General features: G+C 60.9%; 20 protein-coding genes and 1 tRNA gene. 8 read left to right on the top strand and 13 right to left on the bottom strand.

What is annotated here, in order from left to right:
- Position 1 precedes the first annotated feature (1 nt).
- Positions 2-652 carry a TetR/AcrR family transcriptional regulator gene (locus OYT13_RS16315; protein ID WP_261938219.1) on the top strand — a complete coding sequence of 217 codons (651 nt, stop codon included), beginning with the start codon at positions 2-4 and terminating at the stop codon, positions 650-652.
- Between the two features lie 121 nt (positions 653-773).
- Here OYT13_RS16315 and OYT13_RS16310 read toward each other — a convergent pair whose 3' ends face one another.
- Positions 774-3,014 carry an NADP-dependent isocitrate dehydrogenase gene (locus OYT13_RS16310; RefSeq protein ID WP_268566616.1) on the bottom strand — a complete coding sequence of 747 codons (2,241 nt, stop codon included), beginning with the start codon at positions 3,012-3,014 and terminating at the stop codon, positions 774-776.
- 568 nt (positions 3,015-3,582) lie between these two features.
- On the opposite strand from OYT13_RS16310, the gene OYT13_RS16305 reads away from it, so the two are divergent.
- Positions 3,583-4,329, top strand: coding sequence for a hypothetical protein (locus OYT13_RS16305; RefSeq protein ID WP_268566615.1), 747 nt, complete (start codon positions 3,583-3,585; stop codon positions 4,327-4,329).
- On the opposite strand, the gene OYT13_RS16300 is transcribed toward OYT13_RS16305, so the two are convergent.
- Positions 4,220-5,590 carry a sensor histidine kinase gene (locus OYT13_RS16300; RefSeq protein ID WP_150562820.1) on the bottom strand — a complete coding sequence of 457 codons (1,371 nt, stop codon included), beginning with the start codon at positions 5,588-5,590 and terminating at the stop codon, positions 4,220-4,222. The two genes, OYT13_RS16305 and OYT13_RS16300, sit on opposite strands and share 110 nt — an antisense overlap.
- 2 nt (positions 5,591-5,592) lie before the next feature.
- Entirely contained in the window at positions 5,593-6,252 is a 660-nt protein-coding gene (locus OYT13_RS16295) for a response regulator (protein WP_268566614.1), read from the bottom strand.
- Between the two features lie 143 nt (positions 6,253-6,395).
- Here OYT13_RS16295 and OYT13_RS16290 point away from each other — a divergent pair, with 143 nt between their 5' ends.
- The 4 genes from OYT13_RS16290 to OYT13_RS16275 all read left to right on the top strand — a co-directional run bounded on the left by OYT13_RS16290 (position 6,396) and on the right by OYT13_RS16275 (position 10,601).
- The gene (locus OYT13_RS16290; RefSeq protein WP_150562818.1) at positions 6,396-6,812 is read left to right on the top strand and encodes a PepSY domain-containing protein; all 417 of its coding nucleotides are present in this window, start codon (positions 6,396-6,398) and stop codon (positions 6,810-6,812) included.
- A gap of 112 nt (positions 6,813-6,924) precedes the next feature.
- The gene (locus tag OYT13_RS16285) at positions 6,925-7,392 is read left to right on the top strand and encodes a DUF2271 domain-containing protein (RefSeq protein ID WP_268566613.1); all 468 of its coding nucleotides are present in this window, start codon (positions 6,925-6,927) and stop codon (positions 7,390-7,392) included.
- Positions 7,393-7,417: 25 nt separating this feature from the next.
- The gene (locus tag OYT13_RS16280) at positions 7,418-9,628 is read left to right on the top strand and encodes a PepSY domain-containing protein (RefSeq protein ID WP_268566612.1); all 2,211 of its coding nucleotides are present in this window, start codon (positions 7,418-7,420) and stop codon (positions 9,626-9,628) included.
- On the top strand, positions 9,609-10,601 hold the full coding sequence (locus OYT13_RS16275; RefSeq protein WP_268566611.1) for an FAD:protein FMN transferase: 993 nt from the start codon (positions 9,609-9,611) through the stop codon (positions 10,599-10,601). The genes OYT13_RS16280 and OYT13_RS16275 overlap by 20 nt, the downstream gene beginning before the upstream one ends.
- 93 nt (positions 10,602-10,694) lie before the next feature.
- Here OYT13_RS16275 and OYT13_RS16270 read toward each other — a convergent pair.
- The 4 genes from OYT13_RS16270 to OYT13_RS16255 form a co-directional block, all read right to left on the bottom strand.
- A tRNA-Val gene (locus tag OYT13_RS16270) sits at positions 10,695-10,769 on the bottom strand.
- Positions 10,770-11,025: 256 nt separating this feature from the next.
- Positions 11,026-11,766, bottom strand: a complete 741-nt coding sequence (gene dnaQ / locus OYT13_RS16265; protein ID WP_268566610.1) for a DNA polymerase III subunit epsilon — start codon at positions 11,764-11,766, stop codon at positions 11,026-11,028.
- Positions 11,767-11,878: 112 nt separating this feature from the next.
- A complete protein-coding gene (gene rnhA / locus OYT13_RS16260; protein WP_017231812.1) occupies positions 11,879-12,328 on the bottom strand; it encodes a ribonuclease HI in 450 nt (149 codons plus the stop codon).
- 11 nt (positions 12,329-12,339) lie between these two features.
- The gene (locus OYT13_RS16255; protein WP_017231813.1) at positions 12,340-13,200 is read right to left on the bottom strand and encodes a methyltransferase domain-containing protein; all 861 of its coding nucleotides are present in this window, start codon (positions 13,198-13,200) and stop codon (positions 12,340-12,342) included.
- A gap of 59 nt (positions 13,201-13,259) precedes the next feature.
- Between OYT13_RS16255 and gloB the strand changes: the two genes are divergently transcribed.
- Positions 13,260-14,042: a hydroxyacylglutathione hydrolase gene (gloB, locus tag OYT13_RS16250; protein WP_268566609.1), complete on the top strand. Its 783-nt coding sequence runs from the start codon at positions 13,260-13,262 to the stop codon at positions 14,040-14,042.
- Positions 14,043-14,367: 325 nt separating this feature from the next.
- Positions 14,368-16,044 (top strand): transglycosylase SLT domain-containing protein, encoded by a 1,677-nt coding sequence (locus OYT13_RS16245; protein WP_261938220.1) that lies wholly within the window; start codon positions 14,368-14,370, stop codon positions 16,042-16,044.
- Positions 16,045-16,119: 75 nt separating this feature from the next.
- Here OYT13_RS16245 and OYT13_RS16240 read toward each other — a convergent pair whose 3' ends face one another.
- From OYT13_RS16240 to OYT13_RS16215, 6 genes are all read right to left on the bottom strand, one after another.
- Positions 16,120-17,376: a DUF2087 domain-containing protein gene (locus OYT13_RS16240; protein WP_268566608.1), complete on the bottom strand. Its 1,257-nt coding sequence runs from the start codon at positions 17,374-17,376 to the stop codon at positions 16,120-16,122.
- 7 nt (positions 17,377-17,383) lie between these two features.
- Positions 17,384-18,079, bottom strand: coding sequence for a hypothetical protein (locus tag OYT13_RS16235; RefSeq protein WP_232424491.1), 696 nt, complete (start codon positions 18,077-18,079; stop codon positions 17,384-17,386).
- Positions 18,080-18,085: 6 nt separating this feature from the next.
- Positions 18,086-18,964 carry a class I SAM-dependent methyltransferase gene (locus OYT13_RS16230; RefSeq protein ID WP_017231818.1) on the bottom strand — a complete coding sequence of 293 codons (879 nt, stop codon included), beginning with the start codon at positions 18,962-18,964 and terminating at the stop codon, positions 18,086-18,088.
- Positions 18,964-20,166 (bottom strand): MFS transporter, encoded by a 1,203-nt coding sequence (locus tag OYT13_RS16225; RefSeq protein ID WP_268566607.1) that lies wholly within the window; start codon positions 20,164-20,166, stop codon positions 18,964-18,966. The genes OYT13_RS16230 and OYT13_RS16225 overlap by 1 nt, the downstream gene beginning before the upstream one ends.
- The gene (locus OYT13_RS16220) at positions 20,166-21,356 is read right to left on the bottom strand and encodes a hypothetical protein (RefSeq protein WP_017231820.1); all 1,191 of its coding nucleotides are present in this window, start codon (positions 21,354-21,356) and stop codon (positions 20,166-20,168) included. The genes OYT13_RS16225 and OYT13_RS16220 overlap by 1 nt, the downstream gene beginning before the upstream one ends.
- Positions 21,357-21,456: 100 nt before the next feature.
- Entirely contained in the window at positions 21,457-21,639 is a 183-nt protein-coding gene (locus OYT13_RS16215; RefSeq protein ID WP_017231821.1) for a hypothetical protein, read from the bottom strand.
- Positions 21,640-21,751 lie beyond the last annotated feature (112 nt).

The following is a 21,751-nucleotide window of genomic DNA, read 5'->3' as shown; positions in this document are numbered from 1 at the left end:
AATGGCCACACCCAAGCCGCCCGCGACCCAGAACACCCCGTCCGCCATGCGAAAGCGGCCGATGCAGGCACGGGCGCAACACACCGTCGAGACCATTTTTGAGGCTACCGCTCAGGTTCTCGACGAAGAAGGCGAGGCGGCGCTCACAACCAATCGCATCGCCCGCAAGGCAGGCTTCTCCATCGGTACCCTGTACCAGTACTTCCCGACCAAGGAGGCGATTCTGCTCGCGATGATCGCGCGCGAACGGCGTCGGGTGATGGACGAACTCAACGAGCGCATCGCCCGAGCGGCGGACGAGGGGGCCGACCCGGAACGCGTGATTCGCGAGCGGCTGCGGGTGCTCATCGAAGCCTTCGGCGCAGGCGGGCGCGTGAAACGCTCGCTCATCAAGATGGCGTGGCAACTCGATCACCACGAGAACATCATGCAAGCCATGCGCGAGGCGGCCGAACATATCGCTGTCGCCATGTCGCGGCGCGACGCGCCCGAAATGCGTCCACCCACCGCCGCCACCGTCTTCGTGCTCACGCGGGCCGTCATGGGCACGCTGCGCTCGGCCGCGCTCGAAGACTCCCCCTTGCTTGGCACTCCCGAGTTCGAGGACGAGCTTTACCGGTTGTGCTGGGGGCTGTTGCGCGCGGACGGCTAAGGCTACGGGTGCCCGTGTTGAAGAAGGCAACAAAAAAGCTGGCATCTGCCAGCTTTTTTGTGGGGACTACCGGGCGATCCTTGATGATCGCCCGTCGTTCGGCCCGGACGTTACTTCTTCATTACGCCTTCGCGACGCTTTCCAACGCAGCGTTGAACGTCTTGCTCGGACGCATGACCTGCTCGAGCTTCTCGAAGTCCGGCTTGTAGTAGCCGCCGATATCCGCCGGCTTGCCCTGCACGTCGGCGAATTCGCCCACGATGGCCTTCTCGTTCTCGGTCAGTTGCTTGGCGAGCGATACGAAGTGCTTAGTCAGATCGGCGTCGTCCTTCTGCTCGGCCAATTCCTGCGCCCAGTACATCGCCAGATAGAACTGGCTGCCGCGGTTGTCCAACTGGCCGGTCTTCGGCGACGGACCCTTGCTGTTGTCGAGCAGCTTGCCGGTGGCAGCATCGAGCGTCTTGGCGAGGATCTTGGCGCGCTGGTTGCCCGTCTTGATGCCCAGGTCTTCCAGCGAGACTGCCAGCGCCAGGAATTCACCCAACGAATCCCAACGCAGGTGGTTCTCTTCCACCAGTTGCTTGACGTGCTTCGGTGCCGAGCCGCCGGCACCCGTTTCGTACATGCCGCCACCGGCCATGAGCGGCACGATCGACAGCATCTTGGCGCTGGTGCCCAGTTCCATGATCGGGAACAGGTCGGTCAGGTAGTCGCGCAGAATGTTGCCGGTCACCGAGATGGTGTCCAGACCGCGAATCACGCGCTCGAGCGTGTAACGCATGGCGCGCACTTGCGACATGATCTGGATGTCGAGACCGTTGGTGTCGTAATCCTTCAGGTACGTTTCAACCTTCTTGATCAGCTCGGCTTCGTGCGGGCGGTACGGGTCGAGCCAGAACACGGCCGGCATGCCCGAATTGCGCACGCGGTTCACGGCGAGCTTCACCCAGTCACGGATCGGCGCGTCCTTGACCTGGCACATACGCCAGATGTCGCCGGCTTCCACGTTCTGCGAGAGCAGCACTTCGCCCGTGGCGATGTCGACGATATTCGCCACGCCGTCTTCGGCGATTTCGAAGGTCTTGTCGTGTGAGCCGTACTCTTCCGCTTTCTGAGCCATCAGGCCGACGTTCGGCACCGTACCCATGGTAGTCGGGTCGAAGTTGCCGTTGGTCTTGCAGAAGTTGATGATTTCCTGATAGATGCGCGCGAACGTGCTCTCCGGGATCACGGCCTTCGTGTCCTTCGGACGGCCGTCGGCACCCCACATCTTGCCGCCGATACGGATCATGGCCGGCATCGAGGCGTCGACGATCACGTCGTTCGGCGCGTGCAGATTCGAAATACCCTTGGCGGAGTCGACCATCGCCAGTTCCGGGCGATGCTCGTGGCAAGCATGCAGGTCGCGGATGATCTCTTCACGCTGCGTGCTAGGCAGCGATTCGATCTTCTCGTACAGATTCACGAGGCCGTTGTTGACGTTCACGCCCAGTTCGTCGAACAGCTTGCCGTGCTTTTCGAAAGCTTCCTTGTAGAAGATCTTCACGGCGTGGCCGAACACGATCGGGTGCGAGACCTTCATCATGGTGGCCTTCACGTGCAGCGAGAGCATCACGCCGGTCTTGCGCGCGTCTTCCATCTGCTCTTCATAGAAGTCGCACAGCGCCTTCTTGCTCATGAACATGCTGTCGATGATTTCGCCGTCGAGCAGCGCGACCTTCGGCTTGAGCACGATCGTCTTGCCGCTCTTGGTGACGAGTTCCATCTTGACGTCACGGGCGCGGTCGAGCGTCATCGACTTTTCGCCGTGGTAGAAGTCGCCATGCTTCATGTGCGCCACGTGCGTGCGCGAAGCCATGCTCCACTCGCCCATGCTGTGGGGGTGCTTCTTGGCGTAGTTCTTGACGGCGAGCGGGGCGCGACGATCCGAGTTGCCTTCGCGCAGCACCGGGTTGACGGCCGAACCGAGGCACTTCGAGTAACGCTTCTGGATGGCTTTCTCTTCGTCGGACTTCGGGTCTTCCGGAAAGTCCGGCACCTTGTAGCCCTTCGACTGCAGTTCCTTGATCGCGCTCTGGAGCTGGAACACCGACGCACTGATGTTCGGCAGCTTGATGATGTTCGTATCAGGGTCTTGCGTCAGACGGCCCAGCTCGGCGAGGTTATCCGGCACGCGCTGGTCGTCCGTCAGAAATTCGGGGAATTCTCCGAGGATACGAGCCGCGACCGAGATGTCGCTCGTCTCGACCGACACGCCCGCCGGTGCCGTGAACGTACGAATGATCGGGAGGAAAGCGCTGGTGGCCAGAAGCGGTGCTTCGTCGGTCAGGGTGTAGATGATGCTGGGTTGCTGCGTACTCATCGCTGGTCTCGGATTCAAGAAGCAGGGAACGGTGGGGGAGCGCTGCCGACTGGGGTAACAGTCAGCTAGCCATGACGAATTTTTCCGATTGTGACACGGGTCGGGGGCAAAACTGAAATGCCTTTTCGTAATGTGAATGCTTGGGTCTTATATAAGACTGGCACTGTAGGCCCCATAACTTCATGCAAAACCCCGCAACGTGGGGCGCAGCTTGGGCAAGGCAGCGTGTTGAGGGGGCTGGCGGGAAAATAAACATGATTGATTTTTTATTTCAATAGATAAAATCTATAGAAATGGGTGCGCCGAGGATGGATTCGGCAGGCGAACCCCGGAGCGAATGTGGTAGGTGGGCACCCTGATTTCCCGCTTGCTATGCCAGCATCGTTGCGCTCTAACGGCCCCCACGCGTTGGCTCCACGCGTTCGTTGCGGCGGCGTTTTCCGCTGTCCTGGCTGGTGGCGTGTGCGCTTCCGAAGGCGCTGTTGTCGACGTGCGTTTCTCCCTTCAACCCCGCCCGCCAGGTTCGTCCGAAGTAAAAGATCAGGCGCAACAACAGGCGCGCGCATTGATGCGCACGGGATCGCCCGACGCGCCCTATGCGGCGCTCGCTCAGCTGGAGTGGGGGAAATGGACGTCGCGGCGTGCGTTCGATCACAACGTGGCGTTCGATCTGACGACTTGGCGCTCAGGCATGCCTTACATCGTGGGGCGCCCGACGCTGGACGCCGATCTGCCGGTGTCCGGCACGATGACCTATGCGCTCGCTGGTGCAACGAAGGCCATCGACATGACGACGGGCGCGGTTGGCACGCTATCCGGGTCGCTCAGCATTGCGTTTCAGAACGCGCAGTACAGCGTCACGCCTAATGCGAGTATTGCGATGCCCGGGCAGACCTACGTGACGGGGTCGGGAACCACGAGAATCGGTCCGGATGGCGCGCGGGGGACGTTCCACACCATGACGCAGAACGTGAGTGGTGGCGCGTGCGCGGGCAGCGCCTGCACGTTTTCGACGCAGGGTGTGCTCACGGGCACGGCCGCGAACAACGCGGGGATCGTCTATTCGCAAACGGGGCCGGAGGCACGAGTGATCGGCGCCGCAGGGTTCAAGCGCAGATTCCGGTGCAGGTTGGCCATTCGTTCGCATCGATCCCGGTATCGTTCGGTTGAATCCGGGCTGTCTCGCGTCACACCATCCCAACTGATTACGCTGGTCCGGTCTTCTCGCGAATCGGCCTCGCGGACGCAAGCGGCAAACCATCGATGCTTACCTGCAGGCCATCCTGCCAGCCCGGAGCCGGTGAGCGCAGCGTAAGAACCGAACCCGCGCCGCGCACAATCGCTTCGACGATCGCCAGACCAAGCCCGCTGCCTGTGGCGGTCGTCGCGCCGCGCTCGAACGGTTTCGTCAGACGCTCAAGTTCATCGTCCGGCAGCACTGGCCCTCGATTCCGGACACTGAGCGTACCGGTGACCGACAGCGCGATCGCCACCGGTTTCCCGGACGCACCATGTTTGAGCGCATTCTCAACCAGATTGCGCACGACGATAGCGAATGCGTCCGCGTCGATCCACGACGACACGGGCTGGTCGGGCACGTCGAGCTGGATCGGCTTCTCAGACGCAACGCGCCGAAAATCCTCCACGACAAGCTCCAGTACCGGGCGCAGATCCTGCGGCGCGTCCCCGAGCACGCGTCCATTCTCGGCCTTCGCGAGTTGCATGAGCCTTTCGCTGACCCGCGACAAGGTATGCAGGGACCTCTCGACATTTCGCACGCGTTCGCGCGCGTCGGCGGAAGGCATTTCGGCCATGAGGCGCTGCGTCTGCGCGAGGGCTGCGGCAATTGGCGTGCGCAACTCGTGCGCGCTGTTGGCAGTGAAGCTGCGCTCCGCTGCCAGCGCGCGGTCCAGGCGGGCCATCAGGTCATTGACCGCGTCGGCGACCGGAGCGACCTCCGTCGGCAGTTCCTGCTTTTCGAGCGGTGTCAGGTCGTTCTGGCCGCGTGCGGCGATGCTGTCGCAGAAGCGCCGGATTGGCCGTAGCCCGGTGCGGACAATCAGCCAGATGCCACACAGGCCGACCGGCAGAAACAGGATGAGGACCCTGGCGACCGCGAGTGCGGCTTCAATCACTGCATGGCGGCGCGTGGCGAGCGGCTCGGCGATCATCAGGGAGATCGTGCCCTGCAAGCCCGGTTCGGCGTAAATCCGGTGCGACGCCGTGGAAGTGAAGCCCGCTTTCAGGTCAGGCGGGAAGATGGCGATATCGGCGTCGTGCGATCGTAGCAGGAGCTTGCCACGGTCATCGCGAACCGCGTAGGTCAGCAATTCGTCGTGCGGGCGAACGGCTGCGATACGGCGGCTGCCATCGTCATCGCCATTCGCGTCGCGCCCGACGATATCCATGATGGCAAGCGGCAACAGGCGCTGCGCCGTTTCCTGCAACGCACTGTCCGACATCTGATCGACTTCGTGGCGCAGCACGTGAAATGAAGCGGCCGCAGCCGCGAGCGACAGTACGGCGAGCCCTGCCACCAGTGCTGCCGCGAGTCGACTTTGCAGGCTGTGCAGCATGGTCAGTCCAGCTTCAGCCGATAGCCGAGCCCGCGCAAGGTCTCGATGACATCGGCACCAAGCTTCTTGCGCAGCCGGCTCATATGTACCTCGATGGCGTTGCTGCCAATTTCCTCGTTGAAGGAATAAAGGCGATCCTCCAGGCGGCTCCTTGATACGATCATCCCCGGATGCTGAATCAGGGCTTCGAGAAGCGCCCACTCACTGGCCGTCAGGTCGATGCGTGCGGCATCGCGCATCACGCTGCGCCCCGCCGTATCGATACGCAGTTCGCCGAGCCTGACCAGGGGATTCGGATTGCCTGAATACCGGCGCGACACCGCGCTCACTCGTGCGGAAAGCTCGGACAGGTCGAACGGCTTGACGAGATAGTCATCGGCGCCGGCGTTCAGGCCGGCGATACGGTTCGACACCTGATCGAGCGCTGTCAGGATGATGACGGGCACGGTCGATCCACTCGTGCGGAGCTGTCGCAGGAAGTCGAGTCCCCTACCGTCGGGAAGCAGCAGATCGAGCAGAACCAGGTCGTAGTTGGCGACCGCAAGGTGCCGGCGTGCCTCGGCGAGGGTGGTGACGAAGTCGGTCGGATGTCCGTCTTTCTCGATCTGGTCGCGAACGGCCTCCCCGAGCCAAGGCTCATCCTCGATGAGAAGAACTCTCATTAAGATCTCCCGGATGGGTGTCTCGCGTGACTTTGCCACGCGAACCTGTCGCGAACATGACGAAAATTTCCTGTGTTCGCAAGCTTGGCTTCAGGTTTCGGGTGCATTGTGGCGTCCAAGGATGCGAATGGGAGATGTTAGTCATGAAACAGCTGCGAATTGCCAGAAGCCTGGTACTCACGATGTTTGCGCTTGTCGGCGCTGTCGGCATTCACCATCCCGCACAGGCGCGCGACAGCGACGATTGCGAGGCGCCGGTCAACGCCTGGAAGCCGCGTGACGCCGTCCAGACGATGGCGCAGCAAAAGGGGTGGCAGATCGACAGGCTCAGGATCGACGACGGTTGCTACGAGGTCAAGGGGCGTGATGCCGATGGCCGGCGTTTCAAGGCAAAACTTGATCCCGTCACCCTTGACGTCGTCCGCATGAAGCGTGAAGACGACGACCACAGCGGCGCACGCGGACGCCTGCCGGACGCGAATGCCGGCAAGCCGCCGGCTGACGCACCCCCCGGAGGTTTGCTGAAGCCCGGCACGAAGCCCCAGGTCCAGATCCGCTGACCCCTTATTGCCGACGCACCGCGTACCTCATCGGCATTGACCCTGCTGAAGCAGCGGCAGGCCAATGCGATGGGTGCGATGCCCCCCTTTTGCCCAAATCAGGAGAATCCAGATGAAACACGCATTCCCGATCGCTGTGCTCACCGGCGCGCTCGTAGCCCCTTCACTTGCATCCGCGCGCCAGGTTTCGTTCGAAACGCAACTGTCGAACTATGGGGGAGATGGCGCTTACGTCGCCATGTATGTCACCGATCGCGCGGGACGGTATCAGGGCACGCTGTGGGTGGCGGGGCGCAAGGCCAAGTACTACCGGCACCTGAGCGACTGGTATCGCGCCACGGGCGGCACCCCAAAGGTAGATGGCATTACGGGCGCAAGCATCGGCGCAGGCAAGACACTGCGTGCGACTCTGGATCTGTCCGACACGCTGCTCGACGCCGGATACGAGGTTCACATCGACACTGCGGTCGAGGACATGAAGGAGTACCCGTCCGAGGTCGTCGTGCCGTTGACCACCTCGGGCGCAAACAAGACGATCAAGGGGCGCGGCTATGTGAAGTCGTTCCGCTATTCACTGTAGCCAGGGGCAGGCGAGGAGGTGCCCGATGTTACGCAAGCTCCATTCAATCCCCGGTCTCATCGCTGCATTGCTGATGACAGTCGTCGCCATGACAGGCGCGGTGTTGTCGGTGAATCCCGCAATTGAGCACGCAAGTGCCGTTCGCTCAGACCTCACTTCGTTGAGCGTTGCAACGCTCGCTTACCGCGTGAGCACTTCGGTGCCCGACGTCGAAACACTCGTGCGCCGACCGTCAGGGGAGATCCTCGCGTACTACCACGCCGGCGGCGAACAACATGCATCGATCATTGATCCCGCTACCGGCAAGGCCGTCGGCGATTATCGCCCATCGCCTGTCGAGCGTTGGGTGAAGAACCTCCATCGCAAGCTCTTTCTCGGTGACGCTGGCCGGATAGCAACAGGCGCGACTGCTGCCTTCATGCTGTTCGCGGTGTTGTCTGGGCTTGTGTTGCTCGCACGCCGGATGGGCGGGTGGAAGCATATTCTGGCCCCGATTCGGGGGGACGGGTTGCAGCGACTGCATAACGAAACTGCACGGGCCGTGCTTGCCGGGCTCACGCTGTCGGCGATGACCGGGGTCGTCATGTCGTTGACGACGTTCGGCGTAATCCCGGAAGGCGGCGCGCGGGAGCTCAGCCTCGCCGTTTCGGCAACCACGACGTCCCCGATGCCGCTGCGGCAGTTGCCCGCACTGGCCATCGATGTCTCCAGGCTGCGTCAGTTGACATTTGCCAACGCGGCCGACCCGAGCAGCGTCATCGAAGTGAATACGACAGATGGCGTCGGTTATGTCGATCCATCGTCAGGCAGATGGCTTGCCTTTCAGCCGGCCGATGCCTGGCAACGTTTGCAAGGAGTCGTCCGCATGCTGCACACGGGCGAAGGGCTATGGTGGCTCGGGTTGATCCTCGGCGCATCGTCGGCGTCGGTGCCGTTGCTGGCCGCAACCGGCCTGCTGCTGTGGCTGCGTCGTCGGCGGGGTATGCCGAAGCTCGCTTGCAACGTGCCGGCACGCGACGCGGATACTGTGTTGCTAGTGGGCACCGACGGCAATAGCACGTGGGGCTTTGCTTCGGCACTGCATGCCGCGCTGACCCAGGCTGGCTTTCGTGTGCATATTGCGCCAATGAACGATTTTGCTGCCGGCTATCTCAGCCTGAAATGTCTGCTGGTCCTGACTGCCACGTATGGTGACGGCGATGCACCGGAGAGCGCTACACGATTCCTGCCGAAGCTGGAGCGTCTGACGATCCCTGGCGGGGTGGCGTTCGGGGTCTTGGGCTTCGGCGACCGTCAGTTTCCTCATTTTTGCGGGTATGCGCGAACGGTTCATGACGCGCTGAGCGCCAAGGGGTTGGACGCACTGACCGATCCGGGCACGGTTGACCGGCAGTCTGAACCCGAATTCCGGCAGTGGTGCACGGGGCTCGCCGAAAGGCTCGGCGTGCCGCTCGATATTCACTACACGCCATTGCTGCCTCCCACGATACCGCTCAAGCTCGTCTCACGAGACGACTATGGTGCCGGTACAGACGACATGACTTCGGTGCTGCGCTTCATGCCCGCCGAGGGGGCGGGCGTCTGGGCCACCCTGCGACGGCCGCGGCTGCCTCGTTTCGAGACCGGGGATCTGCTCGGCGTCGTGCCGCCGGGCGCCACCTCGCCCCGGTACTACTCGCTTGCGAGCGCAACGGCGGATGGCCTGATTGAGATCTGCGTGCGGCGTCACCCGAACGGCGTGTGCTCCGGGTATCTCACAGGCCTGCAGCCCGGCGAAGCGGTTGAGGCATTCATGCGGTCGCACGCGTGCTTTCGGCCGGGTGCCGGAAGCGCTCCCGTGATCCTGATCGGGGCCGGTACTGGGATCGGTCCACTGATTGGTTTCATCCGGCACAACGCGTCCCGCCGTCCGATGCACCTTTACTTCGGTGCGCGCGATGCAGACGGTGGCTTCTTGTACCGCGACGAACTCAAGCATCTGGTCGCCGACAGGCGACTGCAGGCGCTCACGACTGCCTTCTCACGTTCCGGGAGCCGGAGTTATGTGCAGGAGCGCCTTGTCGCCGATGCACGGAGCCTGCGCACCCTGGTTGCGCACGGCGCGCAAATCATGGTGTGCGGCGGCCGCGGGATGGCGGAGGGCGTCGCGCAGGCGTGGGAACGTATTCTGACGGATACCGGTTTGTCCGTCGAACAACTGAGAGGGCAGGGACGCTATGTCGAAGATGTCTATTGAGGCGTTGCCGGACACGCAACTTAAGCTTTGGCGCGTGAGCGGCGCGACGATGGGAACCCGCTACACCGCAGCCTTCCATGTGTCGCCGAAGACGGACGAAAAGGAACTGGCGGCGCGGCTCGCGGCGGCGGTTGGCGCGGTTGACGAGCAGATGTCGAATTGGAAGGAAGGCTCCGACCTGTCGCGGCTGAATCGTGCCGAGCCGGACTGCTGGGTCCCTGTGTCCAGAAGTCTCGCGGCTTTGCTTGCACGTGCGCTGGAAATTGGCAGTGATACGCACAATGCCTTCAACATCGGCGTCGGCGACCTTGTCGGTAGGTGGGGCTTCGGGCCATCGAGCGAGCAGCGTGCACATCGTCCAGGCGCGGTGGACGCGTCGCAAGCGAGCCCATGTCCCTCGGTGAGCGATCTGATCGACGTGGACGTGTCGCTGTGCCGGGTGCGCAAGCGTGGACCCGTTGCGCTGGATCTATGTGGCATTGCAAAGGGATTTGGCGTTGACGAACTGGCACGCGTGTTGAGCGAGCACGAGATCGGCTCATGGCTCGTCGGTATCGACGGTGAAATGCGCGCGCGCGGAAGCAAGCCGGATGGGTCGCCGTGGGCGATTGCGCTTGAGGCCCCGGATTACGAGCGACACACATCAATGGGCGTGATCGAACTGAGTAACGCCGCCATCGCGACGTCCGGCGACTACCGCCGCTGGGCCGACATCAACGGTGCGCGGGTCTCGCACACAATGGATCCCAGAACCGGCGGGCCACTGTGCAGTTCTGTTGCGTCGGTGACGGTCATTGCACCGACGTGCGCGGACGCGGACGCTTACGCGACAGCCTTGCTGGTGTTAGGCGTGAAGGCGGGACGAGATTATGCTCAGCGCCGGCGCCTCGACGCACTCTTCGTCGTACGCGACGGCGATGCTCTTCGCGTGATCGGGACTGGCTGCTTTGCCAGCGTGCAGCAGACAGATTGACGGCAAATGCCTCTGCTGACGGAGGGCGGCGACAAAAGAAAAAGGCCCTCGGCATTTGCCTGAGGACCTTTTTCGGCGCGATTCGCGCAAATCTGGTGGGTGGTACAGGGATTGAACCTGTGACCCCTGCCGTGTGAAGGCAGTGCTCTACCGCTGAGCTAACCACCCAAATCATTAACTAAATCAATGATTTAGTGCTGATTGCTGAAGCTTTTGTTTCGCAATCAGGAGCAGAACTTTAACTGCTTTCGTAGAAGTCTGCAACTTTTCTTTTGTTCTTTTTTGCTGCCGCCGTGACGATATCTCTCGATCACTTCACGCCGTTTCTCGCGATGACTCGCAAGCAGCAAAGAAAGCGATTATAGGGATGTTTTCTTTGCTTGGGAAGACCTTTGGGCGAATTTTCGCCACGCTCGGCGCAAATTCACACAGCCGGTGCCGCGTCGCCTTCCGGGAGCGCCGGTTCGGTACGCCATACGCACGTCCCCTTCATCCCCTTGTCGATGTCGTTCAGCACACCGGCATGCTGAGCGACCTCGTCATCTGCTGCCGCGATTACGGGAAGATCGAACTGGCGCAACGAAATCTTTTCGCGCTGGGTGCCCACATCGCCCCCGTCGCCATCGCCGATCTCGATGACGAGACTCTCCTGGCCGCGCGTCATGGCGAGGTACACGTCGGCGAGCAATTCCGCGTCGAGCAAGGCGCCGTGCAGCGTGCGGTGCGCGTTGTTCACGCCGAGACGCTCACAGAGGGCGTCCAGCGAATTGCGTCGACCGGGGAACATCTCCCGGGCACGCAGCAGCGTGTCGATCAGGCTCGAGCAATGCTGCATGAACGGCGGCCAGCCGAGGCGGGCGAATTCCATATCCAGGAAGCCCAGGTCGAACGCCGCGTTGTGAATAATGATTTCGGCGTCGCGGCAGTACTCGCGCAACTCTTCCGCAATCTCGGCGAATTTGGGTTTGTCGGAAAGGAATTCGGTGGTGAGTCCGTGCACCGCCAATGCGCCCGGATCGCTGTCGCGCTCGGGGTTGATGTAGAAGTGCAGGTTGTTGCCGGTCAAGCGGCGATTGACCAGTTCGACGCAACCGATTTCCAGCAGACGGTCCCCCGTCTTCGCATTCAGGCCGGTGGTTTCGGTATCGAGGATCAGTTGTCGCATGCTGTTCGTTGAATCTAGTGTGCTTCGTGTGCTTTCGGAATTGACGCGCCGCGGGTCATGACCCCTCACGCAATGCGCGGATACTGCTCAAGCCGCGGCGATGGCCACCTGCTCACTGGCCGCGACGCAGGCTCTCAACGCCTCGGTTGGCCAACTGGTCGGCGGCTTCGTTGCCGTCGTGGCCGGCATGACCTTTCACCCAACGCCAGTCGATCTCGTGTTTCTGCGAGACGGCGTCGAGTGTCTGCCACAGGTCGGCGTTCTTCACCGGCGCCTTGGCGGCGGTTTTCCAGCCACGGGCCTTCCAGCCGTGAATCCACTCGCTGATGCCTTTCTGCACATACTGCGAGTCGGTGTGCAGCACCACGCTGCAGGGCTTGTTCAGGGCTTCGAGCGCGCGAATGACGGCCAGAAGCTCCATGCGGTTGTTGGTCGTGTTGGCTTCGCCGCCGAACATTTCCTTGCGGTGTTTGCCCGCGACGAGCAGGGCGCCCCAGCCGCCGGGGCCAGGATTGCCTTTGCAGGCACCGTCGGTGTAAATCTCAACTTGCGGCAAGGTCATCTCTCAAACGATCAATCGGGCGCGTCGGCCGCTTCCGCCATCTGGCGATGCGTGGTGTTGGGTGTTGCCACGGGGGCCGCCGCCGGCTGGAGGCCGAGTATACGCTTGCGCACTTTGCCGACCAAGCGCATGCCTCGCACGCGCTTGACCGCGCGCACCGCATAGAGTGCCCCGAAAATTGGCCACCAACGGTCGCCGGCCGGTTCCATGAACTCGAAGCGCTGCAGCCAGTGCTCGCCGCGCAGGGGCGGGCGGTAGCAGCCGAAGCGGCCGCGATCGATGTCGAAAGAGAGCAGCTTGAGCCAGTCCTTCAGACGCGTGAAGGCGATGAGATCGGCGCCAGGCGGCAGGAACGGCGTGCCGGCGAGTCGTCCCAGCTCTTCGCGCGCACCCCACAGGCTCAGATTATTGAAGCCGGTGATGATGACCTGTCCCTCGGGCACGAGTATGCGTTCGACCTCGCGCAGGATGTCGTGCGGATTCTCGGCAAACTCGAGCACGTGCGGCAGGACCACGAGATCGGTGCTCGCCGTGGCGATAGGCAACTCGTCGAAGCGGCTCACGAGGATGTCGCGTGGGATCATGTCGGCCGCGCCCGCGTGGCACGACGGCGTGCCACTGGTTGTATCGCTGGCGGCCTTGGTCACGAGCGGCGAGGCGTCGGGGCCGCGCGCAGCCGTCAGGACGAGACCGCGATAAGGCATGCGGTTCTCGCGCAGGGTATCCAGTTCGGGGCGGCCAAGTTGCAGCGCGTGATAGCCGAACAGATCCCCGACCCATTGGTCGAAAAGGGCCTGTTCCCATGCGAGCGCGTAGCGGCCTGGTGGTGAGACGAGCCAGAGGGGCCAGTCTATAATCGGACGTTCTGACATGGTGGCGAGTATATATGGATGCGCACGCAGATGCGGTAAGTGAGGCGTCGGCCGGAACAATGACCGTCTTTCCCGTCCCCGCGTTCCAGGACAATTATCTCTGGGTCGTTGATAACGGCAAAGATGCCGTGGTGGTCGACCCGGGCGACGCCGCGCCGGTGCTCGCCTATCTCGAATCGCGTAATCTCACGCTGCGCGCCATTCTCATCACGCACAAACATGCCGATCACATCGGCGGTGTCGATGCGCTGCTCGAGCATTTCAACGTTCCCGTGCACGGCCCGGCCGGCGAAGCCATCGCCTGCGTCGATCATCCGCATGGCGGCGGCGAGACGGTTCACATCGCCGCCCCGGCCATGACGCTGGAAGTGATCGACGTGCCCGGCCACACCCAAGGGCATATCGCATATTTCCTCGGCGCCGGGGCCGCAGGCGCGCCGCATCTCTTCTGCGGCGACACACTGTTCTCGTGCGGCTGCGGACGCCTGTTCGAGGGCACGCCTGCACAGATGCTCGCTTCGCTGGATGCGCTCGCCGCGCTGCCGCCCGCCACGCTCGTGCACTGCGCGCACGAATACACGCTGTCGAACATTCGCTTCGCGCTGGCGGTCGATCCGGATAACGCGGCGCTCAATGCGTGGCATCGGGAGGCAACGGCGCTTCGCGCGGCCGGCCGTCCCCCATTGCCCACGACGCTCGCCCAGGAGCGCGTGACCAACCCCTTCCTGCGCAGCGACGCACCGGCCGTCATCGCGGCTGCGCAACGCCATGCAGGGCGTGCGTCGCTCTCTCGCGAGGCGGTATTCGCCACCGTGCGTAGCTGGAAAGACAGCTTCCGTTGATCGTGACTCTGCCACGCTGTCAACAGCGTGGCATGGCATGACATTGTCACAAAGCGGGCGTTGACATGTTCGCTCACACCTGCTCAGCCTTGCCGCATCCCCGCCCTGCGATGTTTCGGTCTCTTATCGATCCCATCGGGCCCGCCGTCCCGGCGTCTCGTTTCAGCCACATCGCGACCGTCCAAGATCGGGGATAACCCTCAAATTTGGGGTCTTTTTGCGTAAATTTTGCAAAAAAATTAGGCAGAATGGTTGACGCATCTGAAGGGTTTCCTTACCATTCTTGCCAATTTCATGAAGATGCAACCCAATTCGAGCCCGATCAATGCGACTTATCGTTAGCTTGCTACTGACGCTGCTTCTGGCGGCGTGTGCCGGCACAGCACCGACCAACGGTGCATTGAGTTCCACGCCGACTGCGCAAGGCCAATCGCCTCTCGCCACGACAGCCAAAGGCAAGCAACGCGTCTCAAGCGATCAGACCATTGACCTTGACAGCGACTCGATCAACGACCTGGCCTACGGCAGCGACGACGCCGACCTCTGGTCGCGCATTCGTCACGGTTTCGCGATCCCCGATCTGGACACCGACCTCGCGCAGGACCGCACGCAGTGGTACGCGCAGCGTCCCGAATACGTCGAGCGCATGATCGAGCGCTCGAGCAAATACCTGTTCCACATCGTTGAAGAACTCGAGCGCCGTCATATGCCGACGGAACTCGCGCTGCTGCCGTTCGTGGAAAGCGCGTATAACCCGCAGGCGCTCTCGACGGCGAAGGCGGCCGGCATGTGGCAGTTCATTCCCAGCACGGGCAAGACGTACAACCTCAAGCAGAACATGTTCCAGGACGAGCGCCGCGACGTGCTCGCCTCGACGACCGCAGCGCTCGACTACCTCTCGAAGCTCTATGCGATGTTCGGTGACTGGCAACTGGCGCTCGCGGCCTATAACTGGGGCGAAGGCAACGTGCAGCGTGCGATCGAGCGTAATCAGGCGCAAGGGTTGCCGACCGATTACCTGAGCCTGCGCATGCCGACCGAGACGCGTTACTACGTGCCGAAGCTGCAGGCGATCAAGAACATCATTGCGCACCCGGAAATCTACAGCGTGAAGCTGCCCGAGATTCCGAATCACCCGTACTTCGTCAGCGTGACCACCAAGCGCGACATCGACGTGGCATTGGCCGCGAAGCTGGCCGACCTGCCGCTCGACGAATTCCGCGCGCTCAATCCGTCGTTCCGCAAGCCGGTGATTCTTGGCGCGGCACAGCCGAAGATTCTCCTGCCGTTCGATAGCGCCGAAGTGTTTCAGCGTCGTCTGAAGGGTTATGACAAGCCGCTTTCGAGCTGGACGACCTACACGTCCGCATCGCGTGAGCGTCCGGAAGACGTCGCGCGCAAGCTGGGTGTCGACGCCGCGGTCATCCGTTCGGTCAATAACATTGCGCCGCGCATGCGCCTCAAGGCGGGCTCGACGTTGCTGGTGCCGCGCTCGGACGACATTGACCAGGACATCAGCGCGTCGGTAGCACGCAATGCCGTGCTTGCGCTGGAGCCGGATATTCCCGATACGCGCAAGGTGATGGTGCGCGCTCGCAAGCACGACACGCTTGCCCGCGTGGCCCAGCGCAGTGGCGTGAGCGTTGCACAGATCAAGAGCTGGAATCGTCTGCGTCGCGATACGCTCACGTCGGGCCAACTGCTGGTGCTTCACGTGCCGGTCAAGGACGCCTTGCGCGTGGCGGCTGCGTCCGAGGCCCCGGCGGCCACGGGCGACGGCGAAGCGCAGCGTACGCGTCTGGTGCGCGGCAAGCATGGCAAGATGATCCGCGTGGTGGAGCGTCGGCCGGCCAAGGCTGCCGTCGCTGACAATAGGACCGCAACGGCCAAGGTGGCATCGAAGGGGCGGGCGAAGGCCCCTGCGAAGACAGTCGCCAAGATGGCTTCGAAGCCCACCGCCAAGAAGGCACCTGCGAAGGTGACCAAGACGGCACAACGCTGAGCGTAAGCTTTCTGTTAGCCGGGCGATCGCGCGTCCCCAAAGTCAGGTGAGGCAGGACGCCGGTGAGGAATTCAGTCACTGGTGTCCGTGAGATGTCCCCCTGGCTTCGCGATCCGACAGCACCCGTCGATAGACGCCATTGTGACGTTGCAACACACCGCGATCGACAAGATATCGCCGCAGTCGGGCGTAATCGGTGGTGAACAATTGGCAGATTCTGGATATCTCCAATTCCGTGTATTCGACTTCCGGAGCGAAAGCCGTCGCGATCTTTTCGATGACGAGATCCGTTTCCAGCTGTCGATCGCTCAAATCTTCAGCGCTACGATGCTGCCGATCGGCAATGTCCCCCCACGCCGTGTCGACATCCGAAAATCCACGCTCATTTCGCTGAATGAGGCCAATGCTCAGTAACTGGGTCACGATTTTGCCGACGACCTTTGCATCGGTGCCAACTCTCTCCGCGATATCGGCAAGGCGACCGACGCCGAGGACGATTGCCGCGTAAACGGCGCGTGTCTCACGTGACGTCATCGTGGCAACGATGGCGTTTTTGCGAAGACGTTGGTTCAGTGCCTGCTCCCCAATCGGCAAGTAGCTGCTGCGAATTGGAATTTCTCCGAGTTCGACAAGCTCGGACTGCAGTGACTGCCAACGGAGCACGCGTTCACTATGTTGACGCTTCCGAACAATACCCAAGCCACTTTGGCGATATTTGTGCGACTCCGGCAGCGTTATCAACTCGAACGAATTGTCCAGCCTGTGCAACAGGGCTTCCCAGATCGGCGTTCTGACTCTGCGAACGCGTGGCTCGCCATTCCTGCTGATGGTGGTCAGCATGGTTGGCTCATGCAGGCACAGAAAGCCACCGGGCGCGATGTGTTCCCAGAGCGCCGCGACGAATCTGACGTCGTCGGCCGGCGTGCCTGCATCGATCCACGCGATGTCTATCGGTCCCCATGAAGCGATGGTGGCGGCGTCGAGTGCATAGAAGTCGCGGTTGACGAAGGTCACGAATCCTCTGTCGATATCATGATGCTTTAATGCATCCCATGCCGCTTCGGCCGAGGAGCCTTCGACCGAGAAGTCGTCGATGGTAATCAGCCTGGGTTGATAGACGTCGGGAATTCCGGTCGGATCCAGAAGTGCGCTGCGTTCTTGCCAAGTCGAGGCATCCAGCAAATCCCTATCGTGTTGCCATGCCTGCCGCGCCTGCTGGAGTGCCTTCACGATGAAAATCGTGCTGTCGCCGGCACCTATCTCGACGACGGTTGCAGGGCGGGTCATGCAGATAAGTGCCGAGATTAGACTGGCGCTGCTCTCGGTACCCATTCCGGGTCTAATCATGTGCATAGGCACTCCCTCCAGAGAGTAATCGCAGCATGCCGGCTTCCACAAAGTTGGCGATGTTCAGCGGCACGGATTCCGGTATCGCTTTCCATTGCTCGTCCAGGGAGAAGATGCGTTGAGAAGCTTCGCTCAATCGAATGGTTCGGCCGTTAAGCTGGTTGATCGCTACGCGTCCGATCCCGGGTGCGTCGGCAAAGCGGCAGGTGGGTTCGATCATGTAGCGGACCGCAGGAGATGCCGGGAACGCCTCATCGAGCTCGATGAATCCATGTCGATACAGCGCGACCAATAGCGTGGCCGCCTCATGCACTACACCATTGACTTCCATGCCCGACAACGCACCCACGGTCGTCCCTCCCACGAGCGCCTGAACGTCCGCATGACGAAACCCTCCAAACGCCTGCGCGCTTTCCACCACAACAAGCGACGATCGAACTCCCCGAGTACCGACAAGCCGAGGCGTGTCGTGAGCGATGCGTACCGAACGAGACCATCTGACTAAGTGATGTGGCTGAAGGAATTCAGGGCAGGCGGCAAGCGGGTTGTGCAATTGCGGCGGTATTGACTTGCAAAGCGTGTAGCTACCGTTTTCGTCGCCGTGGCCGCCCTGGAGATACTCGGCAAGCTGCCAGGCGTATCCGCCCGTGCCCCGATAGAAGTTGGGTTGAATCGGATCGGTTCTCATGGTCGTTCAAGCCGATTTCAATATGACAATTGCCGTTGCCATGCCTACGGCAGCCCCGTCCTGTACTTCGGACGGGATTATTTCTTCGACCGTGAGGCCGCTGGCCTGCGCGATGGGGACGATTGACGACGGTGTCCACATCCGGTCTCGAAGATCGCAAACGACCCCTTCGATATTCCCATCATCACTCCGTCCCGATTGCGCAAACACGGATCGATGCATGATCCGCTTGTCGCTGTCGTATTTGTAGGCCCACCAGATGAGCGTGGCTTCCCCGTTACTCCGCCGAAATGGCACTACGGTGCATCGCTTGTCCATGAACGAAAGGCGCTCGGGTGTCCCGTCACCGAAGACGGCGAGCATCATCCTTGATCCGCCATCGCGCAGCTGCGCCTTCGCGCCACGCAACAGCACTTCGAGCTTGTCGTCGTCGAGAATGAAATTGACGGTCGCATCGCCAAAAAGCACGACATCGAAGCGTCGTTCCGTGATCGGCCTCGGCAAATCAAATATGTCGCCTTGGAGCGCGTGAATGTGGTTGTGACTGATGGCCGCGTTGAAGCGGTCGATGGCCACGGGAGAGATGTCGATGCCAAAGCTCTCCTTCAGCGAAAACTTCCTGGCCAGCTGAAGGAGCAGTCGACCATCGCCGCAGCCGAGATCGAGAACATTTTGCCCGTCGCGGACAATAGATTCCGCAGCGGAAAAATCCCACGTCGCACGGACGGTCGTTAACTCATACTCGTCGAATAGCGGCTCGTCGAAGTAGTAATGGCTGGCTCTGAGATTTGCTATGCCCGATGTCACGATGCGATCCAAAGGGGCTTGCAACGTTACCGAGTTCGAATCGTTTGGCTTCGACCCGAAGCGTCCTATCCCATCCATCAACAAGCTCCTTTTGTGACCATGCCTGGTCGGTTTTTGACGTTTAATGCGAGGCCGCAAGCGCCGACGATCGCCGCAGCGACGCCAGCAGCCAAGAGCGCCGTGCTCACGTGCGCCGTACTGATCATGCCGGCGCTCAGGAAGCCGAGAAATACCGAAGACTGGATGCAAAACAGGTAGGCGGGCATCAGGTTGACACGCCGCTGAGGATCAATCGCCTTCATCATGAAACTCGCTGTGAGCGTGTTCTGAATGCCGTTCGCCGATCCAATCAGAAACGTGGCGCACATGATGATCCATGCCGTGTCGCTCAAGGCGAGCCATAAAATCCCGAAACCGATGACACTGGCTGCAATAGAGGCGCCGGCGGCGTCGCCGAATCTTGCCAACATCCCGGAAAAAAGCACGGGACCGACGATCAGTCCGACACTTAACGCGCTGATCACGAGTCCGTAGATATCCGCGCTGAATTGCAGTTCGGTGCGAATTCGGAAAATCAACAACACATTTAGGGTAGATGTCAGCACGACCGTCATCAACAATGGGGAGACCGCACGGACCACACCGGCTGTACGAAACAGACCGGTCAGGTCTAGTCGTGCCTTCCGCTTGTCTTGTGTGGGCACCTGATCGGATTTTCTGCCGCAAGCATCCAGTACGTTGAACGACCTCGCGGTGACAGACGCGGCGACCAGCACCAACAGCGCCAGCAGCAACAGCCCCCGCGAGCGCTCGGCCGTGCCGTATAGCAGCCCGCCGAGCGCGGGACCGCCCACGTAACCCATATTTCGCACCGATTGCGCAATCCGGTTGATGCGATCGATGTGCCGTTCGTTGTTGGTAACGCCAGGAATGGCGACCATGATTGCCGCCCACTGAAGGGATCCCGTGGATCCGAGCGCCATTGATACGACGACGTAGCTCCAGAAGTGGTTGGCCAATGACGCGATCGCGATCAGAAGCGATTGAATGAGAAAAGCCGCAGGAATCGTCTTGCGAGGCCCGATTCGCCGGAGGACCATGGGGGCAATCGGACCAGCAAGCATGCCTCCGATGAGACCGGCGGCGAGCAATATCGATATCGAGAGCGTATCGTCGGCCATCCTCAGGGCGAAAGTCACTTGAGCGGCCTCATCGGCGAAGCTGCCGAACGACACGGAGATGCCAATGAAAACGAGCGCCCATCGGCCCATGATGCTCATCAAAGGGCTCCCCACCGCGCCAGCGATGCGGCGACGCTCAGGAGATCATCGTTGAGCATTCGGTCTTTCCCGCTCGATAGGTTGGAAATATTCACTTGCTGGCCGGCGCTCAGGCGACTCAGAAAGTCGTGCAATGCACGGCTGTATCTGAAGTTGCCGCAATGGCCGTTGGCCGCGACCAGGACTTCTCCGTCCCGAAATACCGGCATCCACTGCAGCGTGCTGATGGCGTTGAGGGCGATGATGTTGTTCAGTGTTTCGACGTCAACGATTGGACGACCGACGTTCAACCGGCTGCTGGTGTCCGAGATGAGTTGGGAAATCATCATTCGTCTTTTCAGAGCCTTGTCGTCAAGCAAGGCCCTCAAGGACGAAAGCAGAAGCTCGTCATCGGGGTTCAGACTCGCGATGCCGGACGAGCGCACGTCATGGCGGGTACGATTGGGTGTCTGGAGGCGGTCCTGCACGTAGTTCGCGTTTTGCTGAGCGTCGTTGCCGGTCTCCCAGAATGCGATGTTCACGTTTACCGACACGTCGGATTTTGTTTCGGCAACGTGCAGCCAGTCCTCGGGGAAATAAGTAACTCGATTCCTTTTGTTCTCAAGCGGAATGGCTTCAGACTTGAATGATTCATAGTCTGGAAATCGCACGCCAATGAGATCCGACCGGACTCCGGGCCAAGTGAACATCGTTTTTCCATCGCGCAAGGTGAACCCGAAATTGTGCGCATGATCCACATGAATTCCGATATGAGTGGATGAATATCGCCCGATAAAGCAATCAAGATCGACGCGGCCGCCAGGTCGATAGCCTATTGATAAGGCGAGTCGATCAGAAAACGCTTTTGCGATATCCCAGATAGTTGGGCTTGCCGCATGAAGCCCGTAGTACATGACCGCCCACTCGTCATCGCCGGCGAGACGCCCGACTCTAGACACATAATCCTCGAGCGTGTTATCCGTGGGAAGCGCAAGGAAATCAGGGCGCGGTTCTGGCGAGCGCTTTCCATTGAAAGCCGTTATGGCTTCGGAATTCGGGTTGCGGGAGCGAATGTCGCTCGCGCACGCAGCATATTCCTGGAGCGCACCCATCAAATCTTTTTCGTTGAATGGAATCTGCGATATGACCATTTCCGTCGCTTGCTTACCCCATAATTCATTCGCGAATTGCGGCGACAGGAAGGTGGCCATATTCGATGTTCCGTTCAGGGAGATTTGGGAAAATGAGCAAGAGGCGTCGGCCTCTTGCTCGCGGCGCGGAAACAGCAATGAATGAGCTTTGTTTCGACTTTCAAGTGGCCTCTGCGACGGCCGTGACTTCGTCATCGTTACGCTGCGCATACTTGACATTGGCCACGACAGGCGCCACCTCGAAATCATTGCGCTGTGCATATTTCACGTTGGCTACGATTGGATCAACCTCGTCAGCGGTCAATTCACGATTTCTTGGGATGTTTTTCAGAGGAATCGGCATTTTGATAATCCTTTTAAAGAAATATGAATTTGTGAAAAAATTATGCGCACATCCGGATTTTTTCATTGGAAATGATGGCTGCGTGCGGATTAAAGTTGCATTGGATGTAATG

It is taken from the genome of Pandoraea sp. XJJ-1, assembly GCF_026802345.1.
Taxonomy (GTDB): Bacteria; Pseudomonadota; Gammaproteobacteria; order Burkholderiales; family Burkholderiaceae; genus Pandoraea; species Pandoraea cepalis.
Note: the sequence above shows the minus strand (reverse complement) of the source record. Positions and strands in the feature narration are given on the sequence as shown.